The organism is Actinomyces gaoshouyii, assembly GCF_002072175.1.
Classification (GTDB): domain Bacteria; phylum Actinomycetota; class Actinomycetes; order Actinomycetales; family Actinomycetaceae; genus Actinomyces; species Actinomyces gaoshouyii.
Genome location: NZ_MVIV01000004.1, coordinates 169,541 through 193,207, shown reverse-complemented (window position 1 = coordinate 193,207; position 23,667 = coordinate 169,541). Strand labels below are relative to the sequence as shown.

Annotated in this window: 17 protein-coding genes; 10 read left to right on the top strand and 7 right to left on the bottom strand. The window is 71.8% G+C overall.

Going from position 1 to position 23,667, the window contains the following annotated elements; translation table 11 throughout:
- Positions 1-96 precede the first annotated feature (96 nt).
- Positions 97-2,193, bottom strand: coding sequence for a glucose PTS transporter subunit IIA (locus B1H50_RS05385; RefSeq protein WP_080462741.1), 2,097 nt, complete (start codon positions 2,191-2,193; stop codon positions 97-99).
- 269 nt (positions 2,194-2,462) lie between these two features.
- Here B1H50_RS05385 and B1H50_RS05380 point away from each other — a divergent pair, with 269 nt between their 5' ends.
- From B1H50_RS05380 to B1H50_RS05370, 3 genes are all read left to right on the top strand, one after another.
- Positions 2,463-4,121, top strand: coding sequence for an ABC-F family ATP-binding cassette domain-containing protein (locus tag B1H50_RS05380; RefSeq protein ID WP_188640707.1), 1,659 nt, complete (start codon positions 2,463-2,465; stop codon positions 4,119-4,121).
- A 143-nt stretch (positions 4,122-4,264) separates the two neighbouring features.
- On the top strand, positions 4,265-4,672 hold the full coding sequence (locus tag B1H50_RS05375) for a HesB/IscA family protein (RefSeq protein ID WP_080462739.1): 408 nt from the start codon (positions 4,265-4,267) through the stop codon (positions 4,670-4,672).
- A 69-nt stretch (positions 4,673-4,741) separates the two neighbouring features.
- The gene (locus tag B1H50_RS05370; protein ID WP_080462738.1) at positions 4,742-5,764 is read left to right on the top strand and encodes an FKBP-type peptidyl-prolyl cis-trans isomerase; all 1,023 of its coding nucleotides are present in this window, start codon (positions 4,742-4,744) and stop codon (positions 5,762-5,764) included.
- A gap of 132 nt (positions 5,765-5,896) precedes the next feature.
- On the opposite strand, the gene B1H50_RS05365 is transcribed toward B1H50_RS05370, so the two are convergent.
- Positions 5,897-6,523: a superoxide dismutase gene (locus B1H50_RS05365; protein WP_080462737.1), complete on the bottom strand. Its 627-nt coding sequence runs from the start codon at positions 6,521-6,523 to the stop codon at positions 5,897-5,899.
- A gap of 185 nt (positions 6,524-6,708) precedes the next feature.
- Here B1H50_RS05365 and B1H50_RS05360 point away from each other — a divergent pair, with 185 nt between their 5' ends.
- Complete coding sequence (locus B1H50_RS05360; RefSeq protein ID WP_080462736.1) at positions 6,709-7,161, top strand: hypothetical protein; 453 nt, start codon at positions 6,709-6,711, stop codon at positions 7,159-7,161.
- Positions 7,162-7,224: 63 nt separating this feature from the next.
- Here the strand turns inward: B1H50_RS05360 and B1H50_RS05355 are convergent, their stop codons facing one another.
- Positions 7,225-8,859: a DEDD exonuclease domain-containing protein gene (locus tag B1H50_RS05355; RefSeq protein WP_229657930.1), complete on the bottom strand. Its 1,635-nt coding sequence runs from the start codon at positions 8,857-8,859 to the stop codon at positions 7,225-7,227.
- 209 nt (positions 8,860-9,068) lie between these two features.
- On the opposite strand from B1H50_RS05355, the gene B1H50_RS05350 reads away from it, so the two are divergent.
- Positions 9,069-9,938 carry a lysophospholipid acyltransferase family protein gene (locus B1H50_RS05350; RefSeq protein WP_080462734.1) on the top strand — a complete coding sequence of 290 codons (870 nt, stop codon included), beginning with the start codon at positions 9,069-9,071 and terminating at the stop codon, positions 9,936-9,938.
- Positions 9,939-9,956: 18 nt separating this feature from the next.
- Here B1H50_RS05350 and B1H50_RS05345 read toward each other — a convergent pair whose 3' ends face one another.
- Positions 9,957-10,205, bottom strand: coding sequence for a hypothetical protein (locus B1H50_RS05345; RefSeq protein ID WP_080462733.1), 249 nt, complete (start codon positions 10,203-10,205; stop codon positions 9,957-9,959).
- A gap of 203 nt (positions 10,206-10,408) precedes the next feature.
- On the opposite strand from B1H50_RS05345, the gene B1H50_RS05340 reads away from it, so the two are divergent.
- From B1H50_RS05340 to B1H50_RS05330, 3 genes are all read left to right on the top strand, one after another.
- The gene (locus tag B1H50_RS05340) at positions 10,409-11,638 is read left to right on the top strand and encodes a pyrophosphate--fructose-6-phosphate 1-phosphotransferase (protein ID WP_080462732.1); all 1,230 of its coding nucleotides are present in this window, start codon (positions 10,409-10,411) and stop codon (positions 11,636-11,638) included.
- A gap of 446 nt (positions 11,639-12,084) precedes the next feature.
- Positions 12,085-13,449, top strand: a complete 1,365-nt coding sequence (locus B1H50_RS05335; RefSeq protein WP_080462731.1) for a class II 3-deoxy-7-phosphoheptulonate synthase — start codon at positions 12,085-12,087, stop codon at positions 13,447-13,449.
- Positions 13,450-13,539: 90 nt separating this feature from the next.
- On the top strand, positions 13,540-16,824 hold the full coding sequence (locus B1H50_RS05330) for a hypothetical protein (protein WP_080462730.1): 3,285 nt from the start codon (positions 13,540-13,542) through the stop codon (positions 16,822-16,824).
- Between the two features lie 82 nt (positions 16,825-16,906).
- Here the strand turns inward: B1H50_RS05330 and B1H50_RS05325 are convergent, their stop codons facing one another.
- Positions 16,907-19,048, bottom strand: a complete 2,142-nt coding sequence (locus tag B1H50_RS05325) for a Stk1 family PASTA domain-containing Ser/Thr kinase (RefSeq protein ID WP_080462729.1) — start codon at positions 19,046-19,048, stop codon at positions 16,907-16,909.
- A gap of 66 nt (positions 19,049-19,114) precedes the next feature.
- A complete protein-coding gene (locus tag B1H50_RS05320) occupies positions 19,115-20,266 on the bottom strand; it encodes a polyprenyl synthetase family protein (protein ID WP_080462728.1) in 1,152 nt (383 codons plus the stop codon).
- A 266-nt stretch (positions 20,267-20,532) separates the two neighbouring features.
- Here B1H50_RS05320 and B1H50_RS05315 point away from each other — a divergent pair, with 266 nt between their 5' ends.
- Positions 20,533-22,161, top strand: coding sequence for an RNA polymerase sigma factor (locus B1H50_RS05315; protein WP_080462727.1), 1,629 nt, complete (start codon positions 20,533-20,535; stop codon positions 22,159-22,161).
- A 93-nt stretch (positions 22,162-22,254) separates the two neighbouring features.
- On the top strand, positions 22,255-22,758 hold the full coding sequence (locus B1H50_RS05310; RefSeq protein ID WP_198939974.1) for a hypothetical protein: 504 nt from the start codon (positions 22,255-22,257) through the stop codon (positions 22,756-22,758).
- A 142-nt stretch (positions 22,759-22,900) separates the two neighbouring features.
- Here the strand turns inward: B1H50_RS05310 and B1H50_RS05305 are convergent, their stop codons facing one another.
- Positions 22,901-23,164 (bottom strand): DUF7455 domain-containing protein, encoded by a 264-nt coding sequence (locus B1H50_RS05305; RefSeq protein WP_080462726.1) that lies wholly within the window; start codon positions 23,162-23,164, stop codon positions 22,901-22,903.
- Between the last annotated feature and the right edge of the window lie 503 nt (positions 23,165-23,667).

The following is a 23,667-nucleotide window of genomic DNA, read 5'->3' as shown; positions in this document are numbered from 1 at the left end:
AGCGCGGCGGTGAAACTGAGGGCCGACGCCCCAGCGGGCGCCGACCCTCAGAACCGGAACCGTCCGGTCAGTCCTCGCCAGAGGATCAGTCCAGGATCAATCCTTGGCGGTGATGCGCAGGAGCGTGGCGCCCCGCTCGATGCTGCCGGAGGCCACCAGCTCGACGGAGGCGAACTTCGCGGTGTTGGTGACGAGCACCGGGGTGGTCAGCGAGTAGCCGGCCTCCTCGACGACGGCGCGGTCGACGCGCACGAGCTCCTGGCCGGCCTCGACCCGATCGCCCTGCTTGACCTTGACGTCGAAGCCCTTGCCCTCCAGGTTGACGGTGTCGATGCCCACGTGGATGAGCAGTTCGACGCCGTTGTCCAGGTTGATGCCGTAGGCGTGGCCAGAGGCGGGGGCGGCGACGACCGTCCCGGCAGCGGGGGCCGTCACGACGATCTCGCCCGAGGGCGTCACGCCGGCGCCGGCACCGACGGCCCCGGTGGAGAACACCGGGTCCGGCACATCGGCCAGGGCCGTGACATCACCGACGAGCGGAGAGGCGATCTCGGTCACCGTGCCGGGCTTGAGCGCCTCAGCAGTGGCACCGGCAGTGCTGGCGGCTCCGGCCTCGAGCGCCAGATCCGCAGCGGTGTCCTCGGCGGAGGCCTCGGCGGTGCCGCCGGCGGCAGTGGCCATGGCGGCGCGCTCCTCCTTCGTGCGGTAGTCGGTGAGGATGATGAGCACCATCGCGGTGGTGAAGGCCGCCGCGATGCCCACGACGTAGAGGAACATCGGGGAGAAGACCGGGATGGTCAGCAGGGAGGTGAACACGAAGGTCGAGGCCTTCAGGCCACCGCCGATGCCGACGATGAGACCGCCGACGGCGCAGCCGACGAGCATGCGCGGGTAGATCCGCTTGAAACGCAGGTGGATACCGTAGAGAGAGGGCTCGGAGATACCACCGAGGAGGCCTGCGGCGAGAGCGCCCGAGGCGGTCTGGCGCATGACGCGGTCCTTGTCGCGGATGGCCAGGACGAGCACACCGGCGGTGGCGCCGAAGCAGGCGAAGTTCCAGGCTCCCATGGGGCCCTGGATGAAGTCGTAGCCCAGGGTGTCGATGTTGATGAGCATGAGCGCGTTGAGCGGCCAGTGCAGGCCCAGCGGCACCAGGAAGGGGTAGAGCAGCGGGATGACGATCGCGAAGACGATCGGAGCGCTGCTGTTGAGCCATGCCAGGCCGGCGCCGATGGCGCTACCGGCCCACACTCCGATGGGGCCCAGGAGGAAGGCGGTGACCGGCATCATGATGACGAAGGAGAGGAAGGGGACGAAGACCATCTGGAGATTGACCGGGATGAGCTTCTGCAGACCCTTGTACAGCGGCGCGAGAACCGCGACCATGATGAGGGGGACGAACACCTGGCCGCCGTAGTCATTGAGCTGCATGGGCAGGCCGAAGATGTGCGCGACGCAGGACTCGGTGCCCAGCGTGGGGTTCATCGTGCAGGTGACCTGGTCGGAGAATTTCAGGGCCTCGGCGAACATGCCCGAGCCCTCGGCGGTCTCGGTGTAGGCCTTGGAGCTCAGGCTCATGAAGTTCGGGGTCAGCAGCGCGGCCATGATGGCCGTGCCGACCCAGGGGTCGATGTTGAGCTTCTTGGCGGCGTTGTAGGCCACCATGATCGGCAGGAAGTAGAACACCGAGCGCCACATGGAGTCCACGAAGACCCAGGTGGCGCCCTTGGCCGCGTCGTCCCGGAAGTCGACGACGCCCAGCGCGTCGAGCATCGCCTCGAAGGCGATGATGAGCGAGGCGCCGAGCAGCACGGGAAGCAGCGGGCGGAAGGAGTCGGAGAGGTACTCGAAGAAGGCGTCGATGATCGCGTTCTTCCCGCGGGCCTTGGAGCGGGCGGCCGCTTTGACGTCGGCGTCGGACACAGCCCCGGCGCTCTTCTTCATCGCTGGCAGGTTCATGATCTCGGTGTACACGCCCTGGACGGCGCCGCCGATGACGATCTGGTAGCGGTCGCCGGACTGGGGAACCGCGCCGAGGACTCCGGGGATGGCCTCGACGGCGGCCTTGTCGATGACCGAGGCGTCGTGGAGTTCGAACCGGAGGCGGGTGGCGCAGTGCGTGAGGTGGACGATGTTGTCCGCCCCGCCGACCGCGTCGAGGATAGCCTCGGGCGTGCTCGTGGTGGTGGTCATGGCGTGGGGGTGCCTTTCTGACGTATGGCCCGACGGCGGGCAGTGCCGTCGGCATAGCGATTCTCCGGGCCCAGGGATCGGCCGCGCGGGCGGACGGGCACGGGGATGCCGCATTGCTGAGATGTTACAGCCCTGTGAGGGCTGCCTCAATCCTGCGCGGGTCTCGGCGTCGTACCGGGAGCGTGACCCGTCGTACCGGAGCGGGAACCCGGCCCTCGTCCGCGCGGCTCCGTCGGGAGCGCGCCGCCGCGCCCCGTAGCATGTCCGCCGTGATCAACGTCCAGGACCTCACCCTGCGCATCGGCGCCCGCCGGCTCGTGGCCGGTGCCAGTTTCCGCGTCGACAAGGGCATGCGCATCGGCCTCGTCGGCCGCAACGGCGCCGGGAAGACGACGATGACCAAGCTCCTCGCCGCCGCCTCGGTGGCCCAGGGCACCGGCCAGGCCGTGGCCGACGGCGATGAGCGCCACGGCCTGGACGCCGTCGAGCACGAGGGCACGATCTCCTGCAACGGGACCGTCGGCTACCTGCCGCAGGACACGAAGGTCGGGGACCTGGGCGAGATCGCCCGCGACCGCATCCTGTCGGCCCGCGGCATCGACTCCCTCCTGGCCCGCATCCGCAAGGCGGAGGAGCGCATCGCCACCACCGAGGGCGACGCCATGGCCAAAGCCCTGGACCGCTACACCCGCCTCGACCACGAGTTCACCATGGCCGGCGGCTACGCCGCGGCCTCCGAGGCCGCCCGCATCGCCGCGGCGCTCTCCCTGCCCGACCGCATCCTCGATCAGCCCATCGGCACGCTCTCCGGTGGCCAGCGGCGCCGCGTCGAGCTCGCCCGCGTCCTGTTCGCCCACCCCGACACGCTGCTCCTCGACGAGCCCACGAACCACCTCGACCACGATTCCATCGTCTGGTTGCGCGACCACCTGCGCGCCTACTCCGGCGGCTTCATCGTTATCAGCCACGACGTCGAGCTCCTGCGCGACACCGTCAACCAGGTCATGCACCTGGACGCCAACCGCGGCGCGCTCGACGTCTACCATCTCGGCTGGGACGCCTACCTCAAGCAACGGGCCGACGACGAGCACCGGCGCCGCCGCGAGCGCGCCAATGCGGAGAAGAAGGCGGCCACCCTGCGCGCCCAGGGCGAGAAGATGCGCGCCAAGGCCACCAAGGCCGTCGCCGCCCAGCAGATGCTCAAGCGCGCCGAGAGGCTCATGGCCGGCCTTGAGGCCGAGCAGCAGGCGGACAAGGTCGCCCGCCTGCGCTTCCCGGACCCAGCCCCCTGCGGCAAGACGCCGCTCAAGGCCACCGGGCTGTCCAAGGCCTACGGCTCTCTGGAGGTCTTCGCCGGGGTGGACCTGGCGATCGACCGGGGCTCTCGCGTGGTGGTCCTCGGCCTCAACGGCGCCGGCAAGACGACACTCCTGCGCCTCCTGGCCGGTGTTGAGACCCCGGATTCCGGTGAGATCCTGCCCGGGTACGGCCTCAAGATCGGCTACTACGCCCAGGAGCACGAGACCATCGACAACGACCGCACCGTGGTGGAGAACCTGCGCTCAGCCGCCCCGGAGATGGATGACACCCAGGTGCGCGGCGTGCTCGGCTCCTTCCTGTTCTCGGGAGCGGACGCGGATAAGCCCGCCCGAGTCCTGTCCGGCGGGGAGAAGACGCGCCTGGCCCTGGCGATCCTCGTGGTCTCCAGCGCCAATGTCCTGCTGCTCGATGAGCCCACGAACAACCTCGACCCGGCCAGCCGCCAGGAGATCCTGCGGGCGCTGTCCACCTTCACCGGAGCCGTCGTGCTCGTCACCCACGACGAGGGCGCGGTGAGCGCTCTCAATCCCGACCGGGTGCTCCTGCTGCCCGACGGAGACGAGGACCTGTGGGGCGACGACTACCTCGATCTCGTGGACATGGCCTGATCGGAGCTTGGCAGGAGGCCGAGAGAGGCTCGTGCGCTCCGGTGAGTGCCGTCACTCGGTGATCCGAGGGGCGCGGACGTAAGGTAGTCGTGAATAACCACGTCGATCGACGGGGACGATTCGCAGACAGTACGGAGACAGTCATGACCCAGACTCTTGAGACCACGAGCACCGAGACGGCCATGGGGACCACCGAGTCGCCCGAGCACGAGGTCCTCCTCACCCAGGCGGCCGCCGCCAAGGTCGCCTCCCTCCTGGAGCAGGAGGGCCGGGACGACCTGCGGCTGCGCGTGGCCGTGCAGCCAGGCGGCTGCTCCGGCCTCGTCTACCAGCTCTACTTCGACGAGCGTGCCCTCGACGGCGACGCCGTGCGCGCCTTCCCGACCGGTGGCGGCGCCATGGAGAGAGTCGAGGTGGTCGTGGACCGCATGAGCGTTCCCTACCTGTCCGGTGCCACGATCGACTTCGCGGACACGATCGAGAAGCAGGGCTTCACCATCGAGAACCCGAACGCGGTCGGCACCTGCGCCTGCGGCGAGTCCTTCCACTGATCCTCACTGAGAGGACCCTGCCGCCGCATCAGCGGCGGCAGGACTTCTCACCGACCCGAGAGGCGAGTAGTGCCTTCCTTCCCCTCCCTTCCCACCGTCGGCCGCGCGAAGCGCCGCGGCCTCGCCCTCGGCGCGATCGCGCTGACCGCGGGCCTGACCCTCGCCGGTTGCGGCGGTAGTTCCAAGCAGGCAGACGCGGCAGATGCGCCGGCGGCCACGGTCTCGCCCCTGGCCAGGGTCGACTGCTCGACGCTGACCATCGACTCCGACTCGGCCGCACTGCCGACCGTCAGCGGCGATGCGGGCGCCAAGCCGACCCTTGCCTGGAGCGGCCAGGCCGCGCCGGCGAATCTGACCGTCAAGACCCTCGACGAGGGGACGGGAGAGGCGGTCTCGGGCTCCGACATCGTCAATGCCTCGTACGCCGGCTGGGAGTGGGGCAGCGACGCTACTTTCGATGCCTCCTACGATCGCGGGGCCCCGACCCCCTTCAGCCTCCAGCAGGTGGTCCCGGGCTGGACCTGCGGGCTGGCCGGCCACAGGGTTGGCGAGCGCGTGCTCATGTCGATCCCGCCGGAGCTCGGTTACGGGCAGGGCATGACCGGCGGCCAGACGCAGGCCGCCGCGCGGAAGCCTCCCCAGGGCCCGCTGGTGTTCGTCGTCGAGATCGTCTCGAAGGCCTCATCCCAAGATGTCGAATCCGCCGTCTCCACGGCCACCATGGAGGGCGAGGAGACGGCGACCGCCCGCGGGATCACGGTGACCGGAGCGCTCGGCTCCGAGGCGACGATCAGCGTGGCCCCGGGTACGGCGGAGCCCACCGCGCCCGAGGTCATCGTGCTGGCCCGAGGTACGGGGCAGCCCCTGCCCGCGGGTGCCACCGCTGCGGCGAACGTCGCCTTCTCCACATGGGACGGCTCCCGGACCGGCTCCACCTGGAAGGAGGGCGTCCTCCAGACTGTGCAGACGGCCCAGCTCAAGGGCCTGGAAGGGGTGCCCACCGGATCACGCGTCATCGTGCTGACCCCGCCCGCCCCGGACGGCTCGGCGCCATCGCTCGCCTACGTGATGGACCTGGGCGAGGCCCTCTGACCGGCTTCACCACTCACCCGGGAGTGGCAGCGCCGCTCAGGGGAGGGTGAGAAGGGCCCCGCGACCGGACGATCGGTCGCGGGGCCCTTCTCATCCCGGGCCCGGGTCCGCAGTCGGGCCCCGCAGCGCGGCTCAGGATGCCTTGAGGATCTCGGAGCGCGTGGCGGTGGCCAGGGCCAGGCTCTCGGAGACGTTCTGCCAGTTGGCGATGTTCCAGATGGCCTTGACGTAGTCGGCCTTGACGTTGAGGTAGTCGAGGTAGAAGGCGTGCTCCCACATGTCCACCAGGAAGAGGGGGAGGGTGCCCGCGGGCAGGTTCGACTGGTGGTCGAAGAGCTGGAAGATGACCAGCTTGCCGGACAGCACGTCGAAGGCCAGCATCGCCCAGCCCGAGCCCTGGATGCCCAGGGCGGCGGCGGTGAAATGGGCCTGGAACTGCTTGAAGGAGCCGAAGGAGTCCTTGATGGCCTCGGCCAGCTCGCCCTCGGGCTCGCCGCCGGCGTTCGGGGCGAGGTTCTTCCAGAAGAGCGTGTGGTTGGTGTGGCCGGCCAGGTTGAAGGCGAGATCCTTCTCCCACTGGTTGATGGCGGCGAAGTTGTCCGCGTCCCGGGCGGCGGCCAGGGCATCGAGCGCGGCGTTCGCGCCCGAGACGTAGGCGGCGTGGTGCTTGTCGTGGTGGAGCTCCATGATGCGCCCGGAGATGTGGGGCTCGAGGGCGGCGTAGTCGTAGGGGAGCTCGGGCAGGGTGTAGACGGCCATGCGGCGTGCCTTTCAGGTCGGTGGGCGGACCCAGCCCGGCGCGACGAAGCGCTAGGACTGAAGTCCCGGATGTGCTCCCATCGTAGGTCGCCGAGCCGGGCGCGGGTAGTCGAGCACCCCTGCCCGGCTGTGATTACACTGACCGCTGAACGCCTTGCCGCCCAGACCGTCCTTCGGAGGACCTCATGACCGCCATCGACTCCCCTGGCGCCGCCGACCGCCTCGAGCTCCTCGTCTTCTCCGACGACGCCAACGTCCGCCGCGAGGTCATCGAGGGCATCGGCCGCCGCCCCGCCAAGGGAATGCCGCTCGTGACCTGGTTCGAGGCGGCTACCGCCGAGGGCGTGCGCCTGGCAATGAAGGACCGGGCCGAGGCCGGCCGGAGGCCCTTCGACGCGCTCGTGCTCGACGGCGAGGTCAAGAAGTACGGTGGCATGGGCCTGGCCCACGAGCTCTTCACCGAGATGGACCGCCGCCCACCGGTGCTGCTCCTGACCGCCCGCCCCCAGGATGATTGGCTGGCCGCCTGGTCCAAGGCGGAGGCCGTCGTTCCCCGGCCCCTGGAGCCACTGGCCCTCCAGGAGGGCATCGTCGCGGCGCTCCGCGCCCGCCGGGGCAGCGTCGTCGCGGCGGGCTGACAGGAGGACTGAGGCGGACCGGATCCCCCACTCCTCAGCCGAAATCATCCGAAGTTTCTCGCATCAACCCGAGTCGATGACTCGTCGGTGGCGGGCGGCGGCGCCGATGGGCCAGGCCAGGACGGAGGGATCTGCGTCGACCTCGACGAGGCGGGCGCCGTCGTCGAGAACCCAGGAGGCCAGCAGTAGCGTCTCCTCCACGCTAGTTGCCTGCCCGACGCGCTCGGGGCGGGCGACGATCTGGGCCGTGGCGCGCAGGTCGTCGACGTAGGGGCGCGGGTCCGCGCCGGGCGGGCTGACGAGCGAGCCCGCAAGCCGTCCCCAGCGCACGGCCACGAGCTCCCAGCCGCCCGTTTCGCGGCGCCTGGCCGCGATGAGGTGCGGGCAGGCGAGCAGGGGCCTGGCGGCCTCCGCGCGGCGCGCGCCGAGCAGGAGCGAGCGCAGGCGGGAGGTCCACGCGCCCGCCTCCTCGTAACGCTCGCGCTCGGCCAGGTCGGCCACGCGCTCCAGGATGGGCGCGGCCACGAGGTCGATGTGTCCGGCCAGGGCCCGGCGCGCGGTAGCGGCGTCGGCGGGCGAGTCATCGCCCGAGACCCGGCGCGGGCCCGTGCCGTCCCAGGCGCTCAGCCGCAGGACCGACTCGGCGGCCCGCTGCGCCTCCAATCCGGTCGCGCGGGACGGGAAGGGGCCCACGGCCTCGGATACGTCGTCGGTGGGCAGCGCTGTTGTCAGCGCCAGGCGTGGGCCGAGGCCGCCGCTCCCCTGGGCTACGCGCAGCCAGGGCTGGCGCTGGGGCGCGCGGGAGCGGCGGTTGAGGGGCGGGTCGAGCTCGGCGATGAGGCGCAGCTCGCGAACGCGGGCCTCGATCTCGGTGGGGGTCTCGATGTGGCGCACGCTCACGGCGGTGTCGAGCATGCGGGCGATGCGACCGCGCTTCTCCGCGGCGGTGAAATAGGAGCGCACGCGGCGGTGGAGGTCGGAGGCGCTGCCGATGTAGAGCGCTTGCCCGGAGGGGGAGTGGAACTGGTAGACGCCGGGCGCGTGGGGGAGTGGGTCGGCCAGACGGGCCTTGGCGCGGCGCGTGGCGGGAACGGGGTCCGCGGCGGTGGCCAGGTCCTCCACGTGGGTGATGCCCAGCGGCGCGAGGGCCTCCAGGGCGGCGTGGAGGACGTCGGCAGTGGCGCGGGCGTCGTCGAGGGCGCGGTGCGTGGGTCGGGTGGGGGAGCCGACGAAGGAGGCGAGGGTGCCGAGCCTGTGGTTGGGGACGTTGGAGCGAGACCAGGCCTTGCGCGCCAGGGCGAGGGTGTCGACGACGCGGGGCTCGTCCCAGGGCAGGTCCAGCGCGCGGGCGGCGCCGCGCAGGTGGCCGACGTCGAATCGGGCGTTGTGCGCCACGAGGATCGGGCCGGCGGCCCCGGAGCCGGCCGGGCGGGCCCGGCGGAACCAGGCCAGGAAGGCGGTGAGCGCCTCTTCAAGGGCCGGCGCGGTGGCGACCATGGCGTTGGTGATCCCGGTGAGCAGCGTGATCTGGGCGGGGATGGGCGCGTCGGGGTTCGCCAGGGTGGAGAACTCGTCGTCGACGATGCCGCCGCGCACGCGGACGGCCCCGATCTCGGTGATGGCGTGGGCTCCGGGGCCCGCTCCGGTGGTCTCCAGGTCGACGACGACGAAGGTCGCCTCGCGCAGGGGTGTGCCCATATCCTCGAAGGAGCCCTGCGTCCCGGTGGTGACCCACGGGCGGGCGGTCACGGCGGCGCCGCGTGGATCGCGGGCGCCGTCGGCGGAACGTGTGGGTGGGGGCACGGTGCGAGGCTAGACTTCGTGGTGCAGCCGCTCCAAGGGCGCCCCGCCGGGCGCGTGGGGGATGCGAGCGCCAGCAGTAGGAGACGAGAGCGCAGGAGGCCCCCGTGGGATACCGAGGCATGAAGGCCGCCGCCGGCCCCGCCCTGGAGATGCTCTACCAGCCCTGGATCAGGGGCGAGGAGCACATTCCCGCCGAGGGCGCGGCGATCCTCGCCTCGAACCACCTGGCGGTCATCGACTCGTTCTTCCTGCCGCTGCTCATTGACCGCGAGGTGGCGTTCATCGGCAAGTCCGACTACTTCACCGGCAAGGGGGTCAAGGGCTGGGCGGTCAAGCGCTTCATGACGGCCGTGGGCACGATCCCGGTGGACCGCTCGGGCGGCAAGCCCTCGCAGGCGGCCCTCCAGGCGGGGATCGACCGGTTGCGGGCGGGGGAGCTGTTCGGCATCTACCCGGAGGGCACGCGCAGCCCCGATGGCCGCATGTACCGGGGCAAGACGGGCGTGGCGCGCATCGCGCTGGCCACGGGCGCGCCGATCATCCCGGTGGCGATGATCGGCTCGAATATCGCCCAGCCGATCGGTCAGGTCATCCCATCGACGCGCCACCGCGTGGGCATCGTGGTGGGCGAGCCGCTGGACTTCTCGCGCTACCGGGGCCTGGAGAACGACCGCTTCGTGCTGCGCTCCATCACCGACGAGGTCATGTACGCGCTCATGTCCCTGTCGGGGCAGGAGTACGTGGACGTCTATGCGGCGGATGTGAAGAAGCTGATGGACGCCGAGAAGATCACGGCCCTGGAGGCCACGGATCGCCTGCTGACCCAGCAGGCCGGTTCGCGCCCCGCCGGTCCCGTGGCGGCCCCCGGCGGCCGCCCCGCCCCCGAGGTGAGCGTCCCCGAGCCTCCCGCCGATGAGGCCGACGATGGCGACGAGTCGGACGAGGAGCCCACCCCGGAGTCCCGAGACCGCTGACGACGGGGCCGATCGGTCTCAGGCGGCCAGTGCCAGGGATGCTCCCCAGGCCGCCAGGACGGCGAAGGCCCTGGTCTCATCGGCTGAGGTGGGCAGGATGGCGTCAGCGGCCGCTGCGCCGCCGGCCGATGATGGCGCTTGACCGGGCGAGCAGGCGGCGAGGAGCGCGGCCACCGGAAGGGCGGCCGCCCCCGTCAGTGCCGTGCGTCGGCTCAGGGAGGGCGGGGTAGAGGGGAGGAGCGCGATCTGGGAGCGCCGGGCGTGCATAGGACCTACTTTCAGAAGTGGAGATTATGGTAATTCAGGCCGCCATAATGTAACTTTATTCTACTCGCCGTGGCTGGAGCCAACGGTTTCGCTCTGGGGGAGACTGGGATCGGGGAAGCGGCGACCAGCGGCGCCAGCGCCTTCCGAGCGCGCACGGCTAGGATGAGGGCTGTCACTTCTCAACCTTCACCGAAAGGCCCACGATGACGATCCGTCGCGTCGCCCTGCTCACTGCGGGCGGCTTCGCCCCTTGCCTCTCCGCCGCCGTCGGCGACCTCATCGAGCGCTACACCGAGGTCGCTCCCGACGTCGAGATCATCGCCTACCAGTACGGCTACCACGGTCTGCTCACCGGAAACTACATCGTCGTCGACGCCGAAGGTCGCAAGAACGCCGGCCTCCTGCGCGAGTTCGGCGGCTCCCCGATCGGTAACTCCCGCGTCAAGCTCACCAACGCCAAGAACCTCGTCGAGCGCGGCCTGGTGGAGGAGGGCGTGAACCCCCTCGAGTTCGCGGCCGAGCAACTGCGCAAGGACGGCGTCGACGTCCTGCACACCATTGGCGGCGACGACACCAACACCACCGCCGCGGACCTGGCCGCCTACCTCCACGACAACGACTACGAGCTCACCGTCGTCGGCCTGCCCAAGACCATCGACAACGACGTCGTTCCGATCCGCCAATCCCTCGGCGCCTGGACCGCCGCCGAGGAGGGCGCCGGATTCGCCTTCAACGTCATCGGCGAGCACCGCTCCAACCCGCGCATGCTCATCATCCACGAGTGCATGGGCCGCAACTGCGGCTACCTCACCGCGGAGACCGCCCGCCGCTACCACAAGCTGCTCGACACCAAGCAGTGGGCCCCCTCGCTGGGCCTGACCAAGGAGCGCTGGGACGTCCACGCCGTCTTCCTGCCCGAGGCCAAGCTCGACATCGCCGCTGAGGCCGAGCGCCTCAAGGCGATCATGGACGAGCAGGGCAACGTCAACGTCTTCCTGTCCGAGGGCGCCGGCGTGCCCGAGATCATCGCTGAGATGGAGGCCAAGGGCGAGGAGGTCCAGCGCGACCCCTTCGGCCACGTCAAGCTCGACACCATCAACCCCGGCCAGTGGTTCGCGAGGCAGTTCGCCGAGCTGATCGGTGCTGAGAAGGTCATGGTCCAGAAGTCCGGCTACTACTCGCGCGCCGCCGCCGCCAACGCCGAGGACCTCGCCCTCATCAAGCAGATGTGCGACCTCGCCGTCGACTGCGCCCTGCGCGGCGAGTCGGGCGTCATCGGCCAGGACGAGGAGAACGGTGACGCCCTGGGCGCCATCCCGTTCCCGCGCATCGCCGGCGGCAAGCCCTTCGACATCACCCAGCCCTGGTTCACCGAGCTCATGAGCGAACTCGGCCAGACCGTCGCCCCGGCCGACACGGCCCCGGAGCACTGAGGCCAGGGACGGCCCGGCCGACCGGACCGGCCAGGACCGCCACTCGGGGCCGGCGGCGCCGTGCTGCGGCGCCGCCGGCCCCAGGCGCGTTCTCGGCGCCCATGGGCGTGACATCTCAGGTGAGCGGAGTGGGAATCGCACGCTTGCAGCGGGAGCGCTCCGACTTCTCGTCGGAATGGCGTAGGCGCTGCACGCGCCCGAGATCCCGCGTGCGCATTCGGGCCTCGAATGCGCACGGGAGACTCCACGGCCCGAGATCGCTTCGCGTGATTCCAACGTTCTGAATCCTGAGGTGTCCTCCGAGCGTGCGACTCCGCGTCTCAGCGCGCTGCCGGTAATCGGCTGACGCTGCCGTGGTGCTCCAAAGGCGGGGCGCGGCTGTCCGGCCCGGGCGGGCCCTGATCCCGGCATGCGGTGGGGGAGTCGGGCCCGCTCCGCCCTGACCTATGCTGACCGGCGTGATGAACGAGCTTGAGGCCACCGCCAGTCCCGGCACCTGGCGAGATCGTCCTGCCGCGCAGCAGCCCGCCTATCCGGATCCCGGGGCTCTGGCGGCCGTTGGGGAGGATCTGCGCTCGCGCCCCCCGCTCGTGTTCGCCGGCGAGGTCGACTCCTTGCGCTCCCGCATGGCCCAGGCCGCGCGGGGCCGGGCCTTCGTCCTCATGGGCGGGGACTGCGCCGAGTCCTTCGACGGCAATACCGCCACGGACATCCGTCTCAAGGTCCAGACCATCCTGCAGATGGCGGCAGTGCTCACCTACGGCGCCTCGATGCCGATCGTCAAGATCGGGCGCATGGCGGGTCAGTACGCCAAGCCCCGCAGCGCCGACACCGAGACCCGTGATGGCCTGACCCTGCCCGCCTACCGCGGCGACTCGGTCAACGGTCACGACTTCAGCCTTCAGGCCCGCACACCGGACCCCGCCCGGATGCTCGAGGCCTACCTGCGCAGCGGCACGACCCTCAACCTCATCCGCGCCTTCACGATGGGCGGCTACGCCGATCTGCGCGAGGTCCACTCCTGGAACCGCGGCTTCACCGATAACCCCGCTTACAAGCGCTTCGAGGCCTTCGCCGAGGAGATCGACCGGGCCATGCGCTTCATGGAGGCCGCCGGGGTCGATTTCGATGCTCTCAAGCAGGTCGACTTCTACGCCGCCCACGAGGCCCTCCTGCTGGAGTACGAGGATGCCATGACCCGGCGCGACTCGCGCACCGGTGACCTCTACGGCACCAGCGCCCACCTGCTGTGGGTCGGTGAGCGCACCCGCGGCGCCGACGATGCTCACGTCGCCCTCCTGGCGGGCGTGCGCAACCCCGTCGGTGTCAAGCTCGGCCCCACCGCCGCGCCGGAGGAGCTGTTAGCCCTCGTCGACCGGCTCAATCCCGATGGCGAGCCCGGCCGTCTGAGCGTCATCACCCGTATGGGATCGGGCCGTGTCCGCGACGCGCTGGCGCCCCTGGTCGAGGCGGTCCGCGCCGACGGGCGCCCCGTCACCTGGATCACCGACCCCATGCACGGCAACACCATCATCTCCGACAACGGTTACAAGACCCGCCGCTTCGAGGCGATCATGGACGAGGTCCGCGGCTTCTTCGAGGTCCACAGGGCACTGGGCACCGTGCCCGGGGGCATCCACGTCGAGCTCACCGGCGGGGATGTCACCGAGGTCCTCGGCGGTGGCGAGCGCATCGACGAGGCCGGCCTGGCCAAGCGCTACGAGACCCTCGTCGATCCCCGGCTCAACCACCAGCAGTCCCTCGAGATGGCCTTCGAGGTCGCCGAGATGCTCCAAACCCACCACGGCTGAGCCGGGCCCCGGTGTCCGGGAAGGTCTCGAAGGGGACAAGGCTTCGCCGTCAGGGCGAAGAAGCGGCAGGACGCCCGGTAGCCTCGCCCCATGACCCTTCCCGACGCCGAATCCCTGGCTCGGCAGTTGCCCTCCCTCCCGCATGTCGAGCGCGTGCGCGCCCTCGTGCGCCTCGCCCGCGACCACGCCGCCGATCCCACCCTCGGCTCCCTCCTCGACGGCCTCGCCGCCGTCTCCGACTACCACGCCCGCCTCGTCCTGGCCGCCGCCAGGGCGATCGGCGACGTCGAGCGCGTGCGCGCCCTCAGCCGCAGTGCCGTCCCCGGCACCGACGACCTCGCCACCCGCTACCTCTGCCTGCCCCTGAATCAGCGCCGAGCCCTGGAGCACCGCATCCGCGCCACGCGCCGCACCGACATGGCCGCCATCCTCCTCGGCCTTCCCCTGGCCGACGCCGACCGCGCCCGTCTCCTCGCCTCCGCCGACGAGCCCACCGCCCGCTCCCTCATCGCCGACCTCGGCGACCTCCTGCCCAGCCTCGCCCCCCTGGCCCGGCGCCACCCCGGAGTCGTCCTCGACGAGCTCGCCCGCCGTCTCGAGGGTGCCGCCCCCGTCCAGCGCGACCGCGCCTGGGCCTGGGCCCGCACCGCCTACGCTCCGCTCGCCGCCAGCCTGCCCGGCGGGATCATCGCCCTGCTCCTGACCGCCGGGCCCACCCGCGTCATCCCCGACGGCCTCGACCCCCATCTCGGGCGCCTCCTGCGTCACGATCCCACCGCCGTCGGCTCCCTGCTGGCCCGCGCCCCCCACGACGTCGGCCAGCGCCATCTCACCACCGCCAGCGCCCGCCTGGTCAAGAGCCTCCACCGCGCCCTCCACCTGCTCGCCGTCCCCGAGCGCATCGCCCTGGCCCGCGCCGGCCGTGATGACGACGGCCGCCTCGCCGCCATCCTCGCGGCCCTGCCTCCCCGGGATCGCGAGGAGGTCCTCGACGGCGCCCTCGACGGCGTCGACACCGCCCATCGCCACTACTCCGAGGCGCTCCTGGAGGTCCTGCCCCGCGCCCGGCGCCAGCGCGAGGCCCAGCGCATGGCGGCCCTGCCAGAGGCCGCCAGCGCCCTCGACCAGCTCTCGCTCGCCGGATTCCTGCCACCCGAACAGGCCATCCTCCAGGCCGCGCCCCGCCTCCACGCCCTGGGCGCCGAGGAACGCGCCCAGGCCTGGGCCGCCCTCATCGGCTCCGCCGGGCGCAGCCGCGACGCCGACGCGCTCACCGATGTCCTCCTGCGACTCGGCGCCCTCGATCACGAGCAGGACGCCGTTCGCCTCGTCGTCGCCAGGACCCTGGCCTCCATCCCACTGTCCGTCCTGGCCAGTTGCCCCCTCACGCCCCTGGAGGGCTTCACCCGCTCGGCCCTGCGCGCCCAGGACGCCTCCAGCGCCACTCAGTGGACCCTCCAGGGCCTCGCCTGGGCCCTGATCGACCACGCGATCGCCACTGGGGGCTCTCCCACCGCCCCCGCGCGTCTCCTCCAGGCCGCCGTCGGGGACGAACCGCACCTGTGGCACCCGCCGCTCACCCCTGGGCGCGCCCTGGCCTCCACCGCCGTCGAGGCCCTCGCCAAGCGGCTTCGCGAGGAGTCCCTCGCGGGGGAGTGCGGCCTCCTCCTCGACCTCCACTCCGCCCTCGGCCGCCGGGCGAACGGCGAGCGGCTGCTCGACTCCCTCCTCGTGCAGGCGCTCGACTCCCCCGTTGCCGCGGACCGCCAGGGGGCCGCCGTCGCCTGGCTGGCCGACCCCGCCACCCGCGGCGAGCGCGTGGCCGAGCTCGTGCGCCGCGACGAGTCCTTCGCCGCCCTGCGCCCCGTCACCGACGCCATCGCCACCATGCGGCAGGACCTCGTCGAGATCCTCTTCCTCGACCGCCCCCTGCGGGGCCGCTTCTGGCACCGCGAGCACACCTACCTGGCGCTCCTTCCCGAGGGCTCCCACGGCTGGGCCCCCGAGCACCTCGCCTCCTACGCCTCCGCCCTGCGCCGCCGCATCGACGCGCGCGCCACCACCCGCCCCGAGCGCCATCGCGCCCTGACCGCCCTGGCGCGCATCCCGTCCACCACTGTCGAGGACCTGCGGCCCTGGCTCGACGACGGCGCCCCCGACACCCGCGCCTCCGCCCTGGAGGCCCTCGCCCACCTGTCCGACCCCGAGGCCGCCCTGCGCGAGATCGTCCACCACGCCGGGCAGGACTGGGCCCGCACCGCCTTCGACGGCGCCATGGCCTGCGCAGCGCGCCTCGACCCGGCCATGGCCTCCAAGATCCTCACCGGCGCGATGTCCGGCCCCATCCGCATGAGCGCGCGCAAGGAGGCCCTGCGCATCCTCGCCCGCCTCCACCGCCCCGCGGACCTGCCCACCCTCACCGGTGCCGCCATGGCGCGTGACACCCGCCCCGATGTGCGCCTGGCCGCCGCCCGCGCCATGATCGCCTGGCTCGACGCCCCCGAGGCCTGGACGATCCTCGCCCACGTGGCCACCGAGGGCCGCGACGCCGCTCTCGCCCTGGCGGCCACATCGCCTCGGCACATCGCCGACCGCCATCGCCTGCGCTACGCCCGCCTCCTCCTCGCCGCCGCCCGCGAGCCCGAGCTCATCGCGGCCCTGGGGGAGTGGAGCGATGTCCTGCCAGACCTGCCCAGCCTCCTGGAGGGCATCGTCCGCGACGGCGCCCGAGCCGAGTCGGCCGCCGCGATCAGCGCGATCGCTGGGCACAGCGCGCTCTCGGCCGACTGGAGCGAGCACCTGGCCGTCCTGCGCCGACTCGCGCGCGGCGCCGAGCCCAACGCCCAGGCCGAGGCCGATCTGCCTCGCCTGCGCCGCATGGAGAGCCTCGCTGCCGCCATGATCCCTGACAATGGCGCCTCCCTGCGCTGGCACCGTGACCACCTGGAGGCCATGAGCGCCCTGCTCGAGGACATCGAGCGCGACTCCCGCCCGCTCTGTGCTCCTTGGGCCGGCCGTCTGGCCGCCACCGACTGGGAGGACGAGGCCGCCTGCCTGGCCTCTCTGGAGCGCCTGGCCGGAACCGTCGGCGACGCGAGCCTCGCCGGGGAGCTCGCCGCCACAGCCGCCGCGGCACTCGAGCGCGCCCGCCGGCTGCGCCTCCTGCCCGAGTCCGGTCTGCCCGTCAGCACCGCCGATGCCCTCATGCGCCGTCAGGACGCCGCCGGCGCTGCTCTCGCCCTGGCCATCGTCACCACCCAGGGCCAGGCCCTCGGCTGGCCGGAGCCATGGCGCAACCGACTGCGCGAACTGCGCGGCAACGGCACGGGGATCATCGCCCTCCTGGCGCGCCGGGCGCGCACGGCCGCCGAGTGAGCCGTCCGGGCCTCCCGGCGCCCGCCCGGTCGGCGGGACTCGCCGGCGCGTCCCGCTGCGTCGGTCGATCACCGTGGCGGCGTCACTTGATGCGCACGACCACCGTGGAGCCCTCAGCGGCCTGCTCGCCCTTGGCGGGCTTGGTGTAGTCGACCTCGCCGAAGACGTGGCCCGTCCAGGCCTTGTCCACCTGCACCTCGAAGCCGGCGTCCTTGAGGGCCTTCTTCGCCTCGCTCTCGGACTTCTCCGTCACATCGGGGACGGTGACCATCTTCGGGCCCTGCGAGATCACGAGCGCGACGGTGTCGCCCTTGTAGACGCCACTGGCGCCCTTCTTCGGCGACTGCGAGATGACACGACCCTCCTTGACCGATTTGTCATTGGCCCTGGTGGGAATGCTCATCTCCAGGCCGGCAGCCTCGATCGCCTTGCGCGCCTCCCTCTCGGTCCTGCCGACGACGTCGGGCACCGTGGCCGAGGCGCGCCCCCTGGAGACCGTGATGCTGACGGTCGAGCCCTTGTCCAGGGATTGGCCCGCCGCTGGATCGGTGGAGATCACCATGCCGGTGGCCACGGAGGCGGAGTACTCCTTCGAGGTCTGACCCACTGTCAGGCCGGCGTCGATGATGGCGGTCTGGGCATCGTGCTCGGTCTTGCCGACGACGTCCGGAACGGTCTTCTGCTCAATGCCGAGCGAGACGACGGTCTGGATGCGCGCTCCGACGGTCACCGAGGTGCCGCCCGCGGGCATGGCCGAGATGATCGTGCCGACCGGGACGGAGTCGGAGTGGACCGTTGTCGGCTCGACCCAGATCAGTCCCGCTCCGGAAACGGCGGCACTGGCCTCCTCCGTGGTCATGCCCTCGATCCTGGGGACGCTGACCCGGCGTCCCGGGCCGGCGACGAAGTACCAGGCGCCGGTGCCGCCCACCGCGCCGAGGACGGCGAGCGCGCCACCCGCGATGAGGAGGCGGCGACCGAGGAGCCCGGCCGCGCGCGTGTCGGGATCCTCCTTGCTGTCTCCATCATCGCCGCTCGTGTTGGAGATCGAGCCGATCGGCAGGGAGACCGTGCGCATACCGGCGCTGGGAGTGGCAGCGCCCGGATCGGGGGGGCCCTGGGGGAGGCGGGCCGTCAATGAGGCCTCGGCGGGCGTGACCGCGCTGGCGGAGACTCCCGCGCTGGTAGGGCCGGGAGCGCCGGCGGGGCTCACCGCTCCGGGCGCGCTCGCCGAGCCGACGGCGCCATCAGCGCTGCCCGCACTGCCGGCGGTGTCCGCCCCGGATGGGGAGGCGGCTCCGCCGGCGCCCTCCTCACCGACCGCGCCCATGGCGGCGCCCAGCACGGCGGCACTGGTCGCCGGTGCGTCGTCGGCCCCGGCCTCATCCACGACCTCGGCGGCCACCTCCCTCACCGCGCGCAGCGCGTCATCGGCATTGGCGAGCCGCTCCTGCGGGTCCCGCGCGGTCATCGAGGCCACGAGCCCGTCGACGGCGGTCGGTATCCCATCGGCGCGCGTCGAGGGCGCGGGGATGTCCTCGTGGACGTTGCGGAAGGCGATCTGGATCGGGGTGTCGGCGCTGAATGGCTGCTCGCCGGTGAGCAGCTCGAAGAGCATGACCCCCACCGAGTAGACATCGGCGCGCGGCGTGGAGGCCCCGGAGGTGATGAGTTCGGGGGCGAGGTAGGCGACCGTCCCCAGGATGTTGCCCGTGGAGGTCTGGGTGGCCTCCGTGACCGCCCGGGCCAGCCCGAAGTCGGCGACCTTCGGCACGGAGCCGTCCACCGGCAGCAGGACGTTCTCCGGCTTGATGTCGCGGTGCATGAGGCCGGCGCGGTGGGCGGCGCCCAGCGGCCGGAGCACGTGGCCGGTCATCTCCAGGGCCTCGGCGACCGTCAGGGGGCCCGAGGCGATGCGGTCCCGCAGGGTGGGCCCGGGCACGTACTCCATGATGATGTAGGCGATGCCGTCGATCGCGCCCTGGTCGTAGACGGCGACGACGCCGGGATTGGACAGCCGCGCCGCGGCCCTGGCCTCCCTGCGGAAGCGGGCGACGAAGTCGGGGGAGTCCGCCAGGTGGGCGTGCATGAGCTTGAGGGCGACATCACGCTCGAGACGGCGGTCATAGGCCTTGTAGACCGTGGCCATGCCGCCGCGCGCCACGCGCCGGCCGACCTCGTAGCGAGAGTCGACGATCCGGCCAGTCAGGGGGTCGTGGGACACGACGGCATTGTATGGGGCCCGGGAGTCCGCGCCGGACCGCAGCGCCGGGGCGGGCTCCCACGCGGGTCAGGCGCTGCGGTCGGTCAGCAGCGAGATGACGGAGGCCAGGTCGGCAGTGGCGCTCCTGGAGAGCCCCGCCTCCGCGGTGATGAGCGCTTCGAGGGCCCGGCGCGCCCGCTCGGCATGCTCGTCGATCCTCTCCTCGTGCGCGGCCCTGGCCCCGCATTCCTCGATAATCGCCGCAGCCGCGGCGATCTCCGCCGGATCCGCCCGGGTGTTGGCCAGGACGCGGCGCAGGATCGCCCTGCCCCCGGCGTCGCAGCGCTGCCAGGCCAGCGCCAGCAGCACCGTCCGCTTGCCCTCGCGCAGGTCGTCCCCGGCGGGCTTGCCCGTACGGGCGGGGTCTCCGAAGACGCCGAGCTCGTCGTCGCGCAGTTGGAAGGCGATCCCGGTGGCCTCGCCCAGCTCCGCGAGGCGGCGGGCCCCCTCGCCGTGGGGCGGCAGTCCCCCCAGGAGTGCGCCGATGAGCAGGGGGTGCATGACGGAGTAGCGGGCGGACTTGCGGCGGACCACGGCCAGGGCGGCCTCCTCCATCGCCCGGCCGGCGGCGGCGTGATCCGCGCCCTCATCGGGCAGGGGCAGGGACTCCGTCCGCACGTCCAGGTACTGGCCGAGCGCCACCTCCTCCGCCATGGCGTCGAAGGCGGCCCGCCCCGCCGCCCGGGTCCCCTGCGGGCACTGGGCGAGGGCCGCCCCGAGCTCGGAGCCCGCGGCGGACAGGAGCAGGTCCCCCAGGAGGATCGCCGCGCTGCGGCCATGCGCCTCCGCATCGCCGAGCCAGTGGGAGCCCCGGTGGGCGGTGGCGAAGCGGCGGTGGGCCGCGGGCAGGCCCCGGCGGGTCAGCGCGCCGTCGATGACGTCATCGTGGATGAGGGCACTGGCCTGGTAGAGCTCCAGAGCGGCGCCCAGGCCGGCGCAGGCCCGTCCGGACAGGACATCCTCGCGGCGCGCGCTATCGGCTGTGGCGGACAGGGCGATGGCGGCCAGCACGGCCCGCATCCGTTTGCCACCCCCCAGCAGATCCGCGGCGGCGTCGAGGAGCTCGGCCGCAGCGGGCCCGGCATCGGACCACTCGTCCCTCCGCTCGGCGATCGCCTGCGAGATGCGCTCGTCCACTGCCCGGCGCACGAGGCTCATCGTGCGGTCGATCTGCGTCATGGCGCCAGGGTAGTGGCAAAAGGCGGTGGCGGTCGTGGGAGCAGCGGCAGGGGGTTGTGGCGATCGGCCGATCCCGGGAGCACCCGCCCCTGGGCCGCCGAGCACGGCTGCGCTGGGGCGATGCTGAGCAGAGCGGGAATAAACGCTACAATCGCTGGGTTGCCCGCTGCGATGGTGGTGGACTGCGCCCGGTTCCCCGCGTGGAGATGAGGGGAGTCGAGGGGCTGGCCCGCCGCCGAGCAGACTCCCCACGTGAAAGGTGCCCCGTGGCTTCCTCCACTGCCCTGCGCAAGCGTGCTCAGAACATCGACGACGCCGATGAGGTCCCCGAGGACGACTTCGACCTCGATCCGGACGTCGACGACGCCGATGACTCCGATGAGCAGGAGGCGGACCTCGGCGACGACTTGGACGGGGACTCCGACGAGGATGACGAGGGCTCCCTGGGCGCCGATGGCGCCCAGGAGGACGATGGCCCGGCCCCGGAGCTGCGCGACTACTACCTCGACGTGAACCTGGAGGAGAACGGGGACGGCACGAAGAAGCACCCCTTCAACACGCCGGCCGCCCTCAAGGGCGTCAAGCTCGCCCCCGGCGCCACCCTCTACGTGCGCTCCCACACGATCGTCGAGGGCCTGGAGATCGACGGCAACGGCACCCTCGAGGAGCCGATCACCCTGGCCCCCTACGGCCACGGTCCCGTCCCGCGCTTCATCATCGGCGACTCCGCGCCCCTGGTGGCCCGCGAGTTCCTGGCCGAGAACGGCTACATCTTCCGCGGCTGGGTTATCAAGGGCATCAAGATGGAGCCCTCGATCGCCGCCCTCACCGGGGAGCTGGAGAGGATGCGCCGGGAGGAGGCCGAGCGCGCCGCCGCCAAGAAGGCCGGCAAGCGCGTCAAGGAGCGCGACAAGGACGGCTCCTTCACCGTCTCGGACTCCGACGACGCCGATGAGCCCGCCCAGAAGGTGGTCACCGCTGGCGCCACGGCGGACCCGGTCAAGGACTACCTCAAGCAGATCGGCAAGGTCGCCCTCCTCAACGCCCTGCAGGAGGTGGAGCTCGCCAAGCGCATCGAGGCCGGCCTGTACGCCGAGCACCTGCTGGCCACCGAGGGCAACGACTTCCCCGCGAAGTACCGCCGCGAGCTGCACTGGGTGGCCCAGGACGGTCAGCGCGCCAAGAACCACCTCCTCGAGGCCAACCTGCGCCTCGTGGTCTCGCTGGCCAAGCGCTATACCGGCCGTGGCATGCTCTTCCTGGACCTCATCCAGGAGGGCAACCTCGGCCTCATCCGAGCCGTGGAGAAGTTCGATTACACCAAGGGCTACAAGTTCTCCACCTATGCCACGTGGTGGATCCGCCAGGCCATCACCCGTGCTATGGCGGATCAGGCCCGCACGATCCGCATCCCGGTCCACATGGTCGAGGTCATCAACAAGCTCGCCCGCGTGCAGCGCCAGATGCTCCAGGACCTGGGCCGCGAGCCCACCCCGGAGGAGCTCGCCGTCGAGCTGGACATGACCCCTGAGAAGGTCGTCGAGGTCCAGAAGTACGGCCGCGAGCCCATCAGCCTGCACACGCCGCTGGGCGAGGACGGGGACAGCGAGTTCGGCGACCTCATCGAGGACTCCGAGGCCGTGGTTCCGGCCGATGCGGTGAGCTTCACCCTTCTGCAGGAGCAGTTGCACGCGGTGCTCGACACCCTGTCCGAGAGGGAGGCCGGCGTGGTGTCCATGCGCTTCGGGCTGACCGATGGCCAGCCCAAGACCCTCGACGAGATCGGCAAGGTCTACGGGGTCACCCGCGAGCGCATCCGGCAGATCGAGTCCAAGACCATGTCGAAGCTGCGCCATCCCTCGCGCAGCCAGGTCCTGCGAGACTACCTCGACTGATCTCGGGACCCGGTCGGCGCGCGCTCAGGGCCCCGCCGCCACTGACCTGCTGGGTTCTGGACGCTGGGCGCCGGTCCGGGAGAGGATGGAGCCATGAGAAACGCACGCCCCGGCCTCCCCGCCCGGCGACTGGTGCTCGGCCTCGGCGCCGTCGGCCTTCCCCTGCTGGCCGCAGCCTGTTCCCAGTCCAAGGATTCGAAGGATTCCTCCGGGTCCTCGTCATCGCGGCAGTCCGCCACCGGGGAGCCCACCGCCGTTCAGACCACCATGGGGGGTGAGTGGGTCTCGCGCGATGACCTCATCAGCCCCCTTCCCCAGGCGTGGGACACCTGGCGCGCCGTTGACGAGACCACGATCGAGCTCGGCTTCTCCAGCGGGCCGGCGACCTGCATGGCAGTCCACGCGGATGTCGGGGAGTCACCCGACGCCGTGGACATCAACCTGAGCGTCGGCTCCTTCCCGGGTGCTCCTGCGCAGTGCCCGGCGATCCTCGAGACCGCGACCGTGCGGGTCACCCTCGCCGCGCCCCTGGGCGATCGCGCCGTCGTCCAGTCCAACTTCCACGGTCAGGGCGCCCAAGCCGCGGACGCCGGCTGATGCCTGAGCGCGGACGCGTATCCCATCCATCGCGCTCGGGGGCCGTAAACCCCGGCCTACAGGCTCATCCCTGCGGCCCACCGTGGTGCGCGCGAACGACTCGGAGATCATCGCCCTGCTGGGTAAGGGCTGCGGCCCGGGGTCAGGCGCCCTCGGTGAGGCGCGAGCTCTCGTCCTGGATGAACAGCGCCCGCTCGGCGAGCGCCTGGGAGTGCTCCCGCCCATGATGGGCGCAGAAGAGCAGCTCTCCCGAGACGAGGAACACGCGCATCCAGGCCTGGGCGCCGCAGGCGTCGCAGCGGTCCGCCGTGGTCAGAGGACGAGCCTCGACGGCGACGCCCTCGGTGAGAGGGGCGGCCTCGGTTGCGGCCGCGCGCTCGATGATGGAGGTGCTCGTAGTGCTCATGACTCGATTGGACCACGGCCGCCCTCCCGATCCGGTCCGCGGACCCGGGTTTCCGCCGGGGGCGCAGAGAGTTCGCCGTGGGCCGATCGGGGACGTGGGGAGGCCCGCTCACGCGGGACCTCCCAGCCGTCCCCGATTCGCGACCCGACGCATCACGGCGACGGCGACTGCGCTGACGAGCTATGGCGCCGGAGGGCGGCGGAGGGCTCTCGCGGCGGGACGGCGCACGAGCCCTGGCGGCCGGGGCTGTGCCGGTTGCGGGCGATCGCTCGGTACACCGTCCTTGCCAGCGGCGCCCCAGGCCCCAGGTGCCGCCGACGAGGGCGAGGGCCGAGGTGATCATGATGGCGGAGAAGGGGCCCTCGATGCGGTTGATGAACCCCTGCGCGGGGCGGCCTGGGAGATCTGATCGAGCGTGGTGGAGTCGCGCATGGGAGTGAAGGAACCTCATTGTCGAGGCGGCGATGCACCGCTGTGGCGGATGCGCCGTCACCGACAGGGCA

Excerpts from the sequence above, each read along its gene's own strand:
- B1H50_RS05385 (WP_080462741.1), bottom strand. The coding sequence starts at position 2,193 with ATGACCACCACCACGAGCACGCCCGAGGCTATCCTCGACGCGGTCGGC.
- B1H50_RS05375 (WP_080462739.1), top strand. The coding sequence starts at position 4,265 with ATGACCCAGACTCTTGAGACCACGAGCACCGAGACGGCCATGGGGACC.
- B1H50_RS05365 (WP_080462737.1), bottom strand. The coding sequence starts at position 6,523 with ATGGCCGTCTACACCCTGCCCGAGCTCCCCTACGACTACGCCGCCCTC.
- B1H50_RS05360 (WP_080462736.1), top strand. The coding sequence starts at position 6,709 with ATGACCGCCATCGACTCCCCTGGCGCCGCCGACCGCCTCGAGCTCCTC.
- B1H50_RS05355 (WP_229657930.1), bottom strand. The coding sequence starts at position 8,859 with ATGGGCACACCCCTGCGCGAGGCGACCTTCGTCGTCGTCGACCTGGAG.
- B1H50_RS05345 (WP_080462733.1), bottom strand. The coding sequence starts at position 10,205 with ATGCACGCCCGGCGCTCCCAGATCGCGCTCCTCCCCTCTACCCCGCCC.
- B1H50_RS05340 (WP_080462732.1), top strand. The coding sequence starts at position 10,409 with ATGACGATCCGTCGCGTCGCCCTGCTCACTGCGGGCGGCTTCGCCCCT.
- B1H50_RS05335 (WP_080462731.1), top strand. The coding sequence starts at position 12,085 with ATGCTGACCGGCGTGATGAACGAGCTTGAGGCCACCGCCAGTCCCGGC.
- B1H50_RS05330 (WP_080462730.1), top strand. The coding sequence starts at position 13,540 with ATGACCCTTCCCGACGCCGAATCCCTGGCTCGGCAGTTGCCCTCCCTC.
- B1H50_RS05320 (WP_080462728.1), bottom strand. The coding sequence starts at position 20,266 with ATGACGCAGATCGACCGCACGATGAGCCTCGTGCGCCGGGCAGTGGAC.
- B1H50_RS05310 (WP_198939974.1), top strand. The coding sequence starts at position 22,255 with ATGAGAAACGCACGCCCCGGCCTCCCCGCCCGGCGACTGGTGCTCGGC.
- B1H50_RS05305 (WP_080462726.1), bottom strand. The coding sequence starts at position 23,164 with ATGAGCACTACGAGCACCTCCATCATCGAGCGCGCGGCCGCAACCGAG.